This window comes from Arthrobacter sp. NPDC080073, from assembly GCF_040686575.1.
GTDB lineage: Bacteria > Actinomycetota > Actinomycetes > Actinomycetales > Micrococcaceae > Arthrobacter.
Genome location: NZ_JBFBKR010000041.1, coordinates 1 through 8,505 on the forward strand (window position 1 = coordinate 1; position 8,505 = coordinate 8,505).

Sequence of the window (8,505 nt, forward strand, 5' to 3'; positions counted from 1 at the left end):
AAGTAACCCGCCTGGTACAGCAGCCCGACGCCGATCAGCGGCACACCCAGGTCCGAAGCGGCCTTCAGATGGTCCCCGGCCAGGATCCCCAGGCCTCCGGAATACTGCGGAAGCACCTCGGTGATCCCGAACTCCGGGGAAAAGTACGCGATGCACGCCGGAGCATCCGGACCCAGGCCCTGGTACCACCGCGGCTCGCTCAGATACCGGTCCAGGTCCGCAGCCGCGTGCTGGACACGCTCTACAAGTTCATTGTTGGAAGCAAGCTGGTCCAGCTGGTCGCGGCTGATCGACCCGAGGAGGCTTATCGGATCGTGGCGGCTCTCCTCCCACAATTCCTGGTCAAGGCTCGCAAAGAGCTCACGGGTAGGCCGGTGCCACGACCAGCGCAGATTCGTGGCAAGACGCGCCAGGGGCCGGATCGGCTCGGGGAGCAGGGTACGGACGGTAAACCTTCGAATTGCCTTCACGAGCGTCACACTAATCCACCCGGTAGACAGCCGGAACAGCTTTCGGTTTCTTTTAGGTAAATGACACATTGCGCGGAAGAGTCTGGCCTACCTCTTCGCAAATTGTGATTTTTCTCGCTAACGTCGAGGTTGTGACCACTACTGCAGCACCGCGATCCAGCTCAGCATCCAAGTCCAAGCAGAAGGCCGGTATCACCGAAGGTCTCAGGTTCGGCAGATTCCCCATTACGGCTGTGCAGCCCGTGATCGAGGAAGGCCGGTTCCCGGCCAAAGCCTTGCCTGGTGAAGATTTGGTGGTTGGCGCCACGGTTTTCCGTGAGGGCCACGACCAGCTGGGGGTGAGCGCCGTCCTGCTGGACCCCAAGGGCAAAGAACGCCAACGAGTCCGGCTCGCCCCGGCACCGGGTGAGCGTGGCAAGGGAACCGACCGTTGGGAGGGCCTGCTGACCCCGACGGCGCCCGGACCCTGGACTTTCGCAATCGAGGCCTGGCACGACCGCTACGGCACGTGGCACCACAACGCGGAAGTGAAGGTCGAGGCCGGCATCGACGTGGAGCTGATGCTCGCCGAGGGCGCCGCCCTGCTCGCCGAAGCGGCCAGCGAAAGCACGCGGAACGGAGCGGACAAGCGCATCCTTCGCGCTGCCTCTGAAGGCCTCGCCGATGCGTCCAAGACTGCCGAGGAGCGACTTGCCGCCGGCTTCAGTGCAGAGGTCGCAGCCGTCATCGAGCGCCAGCCGATCCGCGAACTGGTAACCGTCTCGGAACAATACCCGCTCCTCGTGGAGCGTGACCTCGCGGGCCGCGGGGCCTGGTACGAATTCTTCCCCCGTTCCGAAGGTGCCGTTTTCGATCCCACCACGGGAACGTGGACCTCAGGCAACTTCACGACGGCGGCCAAGAGACTCGACGCCGTTGCGGACATGGGCTTCGACGTCATCTACCTGCCGCCCATCCACCCGATCGGTTTCCAGCACCGCAAGGGACGCAACAACACCTTGACTCCGGGTCCGCAGGATCCCGGCTCGCCGTGGGCCATCGGCTCCGAAGCCGGCGGCCACGACGCCATCCACCCGGAATTGGGATCGTTCGAGGATTTCGACGCCTTCGTGGCCCGCGCCAATGAGCTGGGCCTCGAGGTGGCGCTGGACTTGGCGCTGCAGGCCGCCCCGGACCATCCCTGGGTGAAGACCAACCCTGAATGGTTCACCACCCGCGTGGACGGCAGCATCGCCTATGCCGAAAACCCGCCCAAGAAGTACCAGGACATCTACCCCCTGAACTTCGACAACGATCCGGCGGGTCTGTCCAAGGAAATCCTGCGGATCGTCTTCCTTTGGGTGAGCCACGGCGTGAAGATTTTCCGCGTGGACAACCCCCACACCAAGCCGGTGTGGTTCTGGGAATGGCTGATCGGCAAGGTCAACAAGAAGTACCCCGACGTCGTTTTCCTCGCCGAGGCGTTCACCCGCCCCGCGATGATGCACGCACTCGGACGGGCAGGTTTCCAACAGTCGTACACATACTTCACGTGGCGGAACACCAAAACCGAACTGGAATCGTATTTCCACGAGGTCAGCCACGTAACCCCGGCCTTCTTCAGGCCCAACTTCTTCGTCAACACCCCGGATATCCTCACCGAATACCTCCAGTACGGCGGTCCGGCCGCGTTCCGCATCCGCGCAGCACTGGCAGCCACGGCCAGCCCGCTCTGGGGCATGTACGCCGGATTCGAGCTGTACGAGCACGTGGCGCGTCCCGGTGCCGAAGAGTACATCGACAACGAGAAATATGAGTTCAAGAACCGCAACTGGGAAGCCGCAGCGGCTTCCGGACACAGTCTCGCCCCATACATCACGCGGCTCAACGCCATCCGGAAGGCCCACCCGGCCCTGGGTGACCTGCAGAACCTGACGTTGCATCACAGCACCGATGACGCAACGATCGTGTTCTCCAAGCACAAGACCATGCCCGACGGCAGCAAGGACACCTTGATCATTGTGGTCAACGTCGATCCCCACGGCACCAGGGAAAGCACCGTGACCCTGGATCTCTCCGCTCTTTCGCTGGATCCATCCGACAACGGACGGTTCTGGGTGGATGATTTGGTCAGCGGCGAAAGCTGGGAGTGGGGCGAGTACAACTACGTCCGACTGGACGCCCATGTAGAACCGGCACACATTCTCAACATCCGGAGGTAGCCTTAGTGAGCTTTAATCCGCAGGGTCAAAGTCAGTACTTCACGCCGAAGAACACTTTCGAGCTGAATGCCCCGGGTCTTCAACATGACCCTCATTGGTATCGGAAGGCTGTTTTCTACGAAGTGTTGGTGAGGGCCTTCGCGGATGCGAATGGCGACGGTTCCGGTGACTTCCACGGACTGATCGACAAGCTGGATTATCTGCAGTGGCTCGGGGTGGATTGTTTGTGGCTGCCGCCGTTCTTTGCCTCGCCTTTGCGCGACGGTGGTTACGACATTTCCGATTACACGTCGGTGTTGGACGAATTCGGCACCATCAGCGACTTCAAACGGCTAGTGGCCGAAGCCCACGCGAGGGGCGTCAGGGTCATCATCGACCTGCCGCTGAACCACACCTCGGACCAACACCCTTGGTTCCAGGAGTCACGCAAGAACCCGGACGGCCCGTTCGGCGACTTCTACGTGTGGAGTGACACCGACGAGAAGTACCAGGACGCGCGCATCATCTTCGTGGATACGGAAGAGTCGAACTGGACTTTCGATCCGATCCGCCGGCAGTTCTTCTGGCACCGCTTCTTCAGCCACCAGCCCGACCTGAACTTCGAAAACCCCAAGGTCATCGAAGCCGTTCACGACGTCGTCAGGTTTTGGCTGGACCAAGGCATTGACGGCTTCCGGGCAGATGCCATCCCGTACCTCTTCGAAGAAGAAGGCACCAACTGCGAGAACCTGCCGGCCACCCATGACTTCCTGCGGGACCTTCGGAAAATGGTGGACGCGAACTACCCCGGCCGCGTGATCATCGCCGAAGCCAACCAACCGCCGCACGACGTCGTCGAGTACTTCGGCACGGAGGAAGAACCGGAGTGCCACATGGCCTTCCACTTTCCCATCATGCCGCGCCTGTACTACGCACTCCGCGACCAGAAGGCCGCTCCGATCATCGAGACACTGCGGGAGACCCCGGGAATCCCTGCCGGCGCGCAATGGGGTACCTTCCTGCGAAACCACGACGAACTCACCCTGGAGATGGTCACCGCCGACGAACGTGCCGCCATGCTGGGCTGGTACGCGCCGGACCCGCGAATGCGGGCCAACATCGGCATCCGGCGCAGGCTCGCTTCCCTGCTGGACAACTCCCGCGCCGAGATCGAGCTCATCAACGCGTTGCTGCTTTCCCTGCCCGGCAGCCCCTTCTTGTACTACGGGGATGAAATCGGGATGGGAGACAACATCTGGCTTGACGACCGCGACGCCGTCCGCACGCCGATGCAATGGAACCCGGACCGCAACGCAGGTTTCTCCAATGCCGACCCCGGTAAGCTCTACCTGCCCGTCATCCAGTCGCTGGTCTACAACTACAGCATGGCGAACGTCGAGGCCGAAGCGGCCCATTCTGGCTCGCTCCTTCGCTGGACGCGCCAGATCCTGAGCGTTCGGAGGAACCACGCGGTCTTCGGGCTAGGCGGCTACCGGAACGTTCCGGCAGACCACGAGGCGGTTCTTGCCTATTTGCGGGAACTCCGGGACGACAATCCGGAAGGCGAAGACGCCGAATCCGTCCTTTGCGTTTTCAACTTGTCCCAACATCCGGTTGCTACTAATTTGGACATCCCTGAATACGCCGGAAGAGGCCTAAGGGATGTGTTCGGAGGCCAGCCGTTCCCGGGAATCGGCGCCGACGGCTCCCTGACCCTCACACTCGGCAGCCACGACTTCTTCTGGCTGCGGATACGTTCGGCGGGTTCCACCGGCTCCTCGCCGTACACCCAGGCCATCCCAGTGCTCTCCATCGAAGGCTGACATGAGTCACATGGCACCCACCACGATCCTGGCCCCCCTGCTCAAGGAATGGCTGCCCCGGCAGCGCTGGTTTCCGGTCAAGGGAGGGTTATTCGAACTGGATTTCGTCGGCTCGTTCGGCCTTCCCGCGCCCGCCGCCGGGACCGGCCTGGAGGTCCAGCTCATCTCCGTCGCCTACGCTACGGCCGATGGCGGGAGGCAGACTGACATCATCCAAGTACCGCTCAGCTTCCGCTCCGCGCCCACGGCCGCCTTGGCGACTGCCTTAGTGGGCCAGATTGGCGGAACAAGCGATGAGGACCCCCCGGTCTGGGTATACGACGCCCCCCACGATCCCGACTTTGTGACTGCGTGGCTCGATCTCATCCGGGGTCAGGTCTCAGCGGAGCCCGGAGAGGGGGAGTGCACCGCGAACGGCCATACGGTCCCGGGCAGCCTGCGGCTGCCCACCGCCACAGGAACTGTGCGCGTCTCTTCCGGTGAGCAGTCCAACACTTCAGTGATCGTCGACGACGGCGTGTCCCCGGCGATCGTGAAGATCTTCCGGGTCCTGTCGATCGGCAAGAACCCCGAGGTGGAGGTCGGCGCGGCCTTGACCTCGGCGGGAACGAAGGAAGTGCCCTCTACCCTTGGTTGGATTACCGGAACCTGGGAAGTGAGGACGCCGCTGGGCCGGCACGGCACAGCCTCGGCGGATTTCGCCGTTGCCCACGAATTCCTTGCCGGCGGCCAGGATGCCTGGCGCCTCGCCGTCGACGCTGCGGCATCAGGCAGGGACTTTGCCACCGAAGCCCGGCAGCTGGGCCAGGCGACCGCCACCGTGCACCTGCGGCTCGCGGAAACCCTCGGGACCGCCCGGGAACGCGTGCCGGGCCAGGACATCGCGCCCGAAGTAGCCCGGCGCGTCCGCCAGTCGTGGGCTGAGGCCGGCACCGCCGTCGGGCCCCATGAGCAGCAGCTTGAGGCGCTCCTGACGCAACTGTCGGGCAAAGAAGCCGGGACGCTGCAGCGCATCCACGGAGACCTTCACCTGGGCCAGATCCTCTTGGTGCCCGGCGCCGCGGGCCAACCGGCCCGGTGGGCGATCCTGGACTTTGAGGGCGAACCCCTGAGGCCGATCGAACACCGTAACATTCCCGACGTTCCCCTGCGGGACGTCGTCGGAATGCTGCGGTCCTTCGACTACGCGGCCGGTGCGGCCATCCGCGAGAACCCGGACGCCCGAGTTCCCGCCACGTGGGTTGACGACTGCGCCGAGGCGTTCCTGCTCGGCTACAGCGACATCACCCCCGGAACCATTGACCGCCATTCGCCACTGTTTGTGGCATTGTGGCTGGACAAGGCCTTGTACGAGGTGATCTACGAGCTGCGGAACAGGCCGGACTGGTTGCCCATTCCGGTCAATGCTTCGCGGCAGCTCCTCGGAAATACGAGCCCCGGCACGGATGCCGCGGCGACATCGGAAGGTAAGGAAATGACAGGCTCAGCACGTACCGAACGGCCCCGAGTCCCGCTGTATGTGGACGCCGCTACCCTGGGCCGGGTGGCCGCTGGTGCGCACCATGCGCCGCACTCGGTGCTCGGCGCCCACCTTGACGACCACGGCCACGTCACCATCCGCACGGTCAAGCACCTCGCGGCGGAGGTAAGCGTAGTCACCGAAGCTGGTTCGACCCCGATGATCCACGAGACCGACGGGATCTGGGTGGCGGTCCTCGAACCGCTGCAGCACGGCCACGTGCCGGACTACCGCCTGGAGGTTGTGTACGGCGATTCCGCACCGGTGACGATCAATGATCCTTACCACTACCTTCCAACCGTCGGCGAGCTGGACCTGCACCTCATCGGAGAAGGTCGGCACGAGCGGCTCTGGGACACCCTGGGGTCCCACGTCCAGCACTATCGCTCCCCGCTCGGCGATGTGGACGGTGTCTCCTTCGCCGTCTGGGCGCCCAACGCACAGGCAGTCCGCGTCAAGGGCGACTTCAACTCTTGGGATGGGCGTGAGCATGCCATGCGCTCCCTCGGGTCTTCAGGCGTCTGGGAGGTCTTCATCCCGGGCGTTGCAGCAGGAGCATGCTACAAATTCGAGCTGCTCACCAAGGCCGGCCACTGGGTGGAGAAAGCCGACCCGCTCGCCTTCGGCACTGAGGTTCCGCCCTTGACCGCGTCACGCGTGGTGGAGTCCGGCTACCGATTCAAGGACGACGCCTGGATGACGGCGCGCGCCAACAAGGATCCGCATAACTCCCCCATGAGCGTCTACGAAGTCCACCTTGGTTCCTGGCGACTTGGCCTCGGCTACAAGGAGCTGGCCAAGGACCTCGTGGAGTACGTGAAGTGGCTTGGCTTCACCCACGTGGAGTTCATGCCCGTGGCCGAGCACCCCTTTGGTGGTTCATGGGGCTACCAAGTCACGTCCTACTTTGCTCCGACCTCCCGCTTCGGACATCCGGACGAGTTCCGGTTCCTGGTCGATTCGCTGCATCAGGCGGGCATCGGCGTCATCCTGGACTGGGTCCCCGCCCACTTCCCGAAGGACGCATGGGCCCTTGCCCGCTTCGATGGAGAACCACTTTACGAGCACTCCGATCCCCGTCTCGGTGAGCACCCGGACTGGGGCACGCTCATCTTCGACTTCGGCCGCACGGAGGTTCGCAACTTCCTGGTCGCGAACGCCCTGTACTGGCTTGAGGAATTCCACATCGACGGGCTTCGGGTGGACGCCGTGGCCTCCATGCTCTACCGGGACTATTCCCGCGAGGAAGGGGAGTGGTTCCCCAACGTCCACGGCGGCCGCGAGAACCTGGAAGCCATCTCCTTCCTCCAAGAGGTCAATGCCACGATCTACAAGACCCACCCGGGCGCAGTGACCATTGCCGAGGAATCCACGGCGTTCCCCGGCGTCACGGCACCGACCAACCATGGCGGCCTGGGATTCGGCCTTAAATGGAACATGGGCTGGATGCACGACTCCCTCAAGTACATCTCCGAAAACCCGGTCAACCGTCGCTGGCACCACGGTACGGTGACGTTCTCCATGGTCTATGCCTTCACCGAGAACTTCCTGCTGCCCATCAGCCATGACGAGGTAGTGCACGGCAAGGGGTCCATGCTGCGCAAGATGCCCGGCGACCGCTGGCAGCAGCTTGCCAACCTGCGGGCGTTCATGGCTTACCAGTGGGCGCACCCGGGCAAGCAGCTCATCTTCATGGGCACCGAATTCGGCCAAGAGGCTGAATGGTCCGAACAGCACGGGCTCGACTGGTTCCTTGCCGACATCCCCTCGCACCGCGGACTGCAATTGCTCACCAAAGAGTTGAACACGCTGTACAGCTCGACGCCGGCCCTGCATGTCCGGGACAACGAGCCTGGCGGTTTCCAGTGGATCAACGGTGCGGACGCGGATCGCAACGTACTGACCTTTATTCGCTGGGACCACGACGGCAACCCCCTGGTGTGCGCCGTGAATTTCTCGGGAGGCCCGCACCGGGATTATGTGCTTGGCGTCCCGTCGGCCGGCGCATGGCGGGAAGTACTCAACACCGACGCCGAGGTGTACGGAGGCTCGGGTGTGATCAATAGTGGTGAACTGCTTGCCACCGCACCCGGGGCGGAAGGACTGCCTGCTGCGCTGACCGTCACCTTGCCGCCGCTCGGAGCTTCCTGGTTCGCGCCTGTGGGGTAGATGTTCCGCTTGTCTGAGGGCGAAGGGTCCGGAAGCCTTGGGTTTCCGGGCCCTTTGCGCGGATCTTGCAGGCGGCGGATGAAGCGCAGGATGCCGCCTGCTGGGGCTTTTGCCTCCCCGGGGAACTGGTGGTATAGTTAGTACCCGCGCTGCTCCCCAGGGGAGATCGGTGAAGTTGACTGAGTTCCTCGTGAAAATCAAGCCAAGAACGCCGATTTGACTAGGATGCAGGCAGCCGGTAAGTTTGAAAAGTTGCTCCGGAGCGATCCTGGACCCTGTGGGGTGTGGGTGGTGCCGGGTGTGTCTGTTGTTTGAGAACTCAATAGTGTGCCAAGTTTGTTGAT

General features: G+C 63.2%; 4 protein-coding genes. 3 read left to right on the plus strand and 1 reads right to left on the minus strand.

The window, feature by feature from the left end; translation table 11 throughout:
* A partial coding sequence (locus tag AB0O52_RS23125) for a DUF3417 domain-containing protein (protein ID WP_364542911.1) occupies positions 1-470 on the minus strand: 470 nt, incomplete at its 3' end.
* 131 nt (positions 471-601) lie between these two features.
* Here AB0O52_RS23125 and AB0O52_RS23130 point away from each other — a divergent pair.
* Genes AB0O52_RS23130 through AB0O52_RS23140 form a run of 3 tightly spaced genes read left to right on the plus strand, consistent with a single transcriptional unit; the run spans position 602 to position 8,161 of the window.
* Positions 602-2,671: an alpha-1,4-glucan--maltose-1-phosphate maltosyltransferase gene (locus AB0O52_RS23130; protein WP_364542914.1), complete on the plus strand. Its 2,070-nt coding sequence runs from the start codon at positions 602-604 to the stop codon at positions 2,669-2,671.
* A 5-nt stretch (positions 2,672-2,676) separates the two neighbouring features.
* Positions 2,677-4,473, plus strand: a complete 1,797-nt coding sequence (treS, locus tag AB0O52_RS23135) for a maltose alpha-D-glucosyltransferase (protein ID WP_364542916.1) — start codon at positions 2,677-2,679, stop codon at positions 4,471-4,473.
* A gap of 10 nt (positions 4,474-4,483) precedes the next feature.
* Positions 4,484-8,161 (plus strand): 1,4-alpha-glucan branching enzyme, encoded by a 3,678-nt coding sequence (locus AB0O52_RS23140; RefSeq protein ID WP_364542919.1) that lies wholly within the window; start codon positions 4,484-4,486, stop codon positions 8,159-8,161.
* Positions 8,162-8,505: the final 344 nt, after the last annotated feature.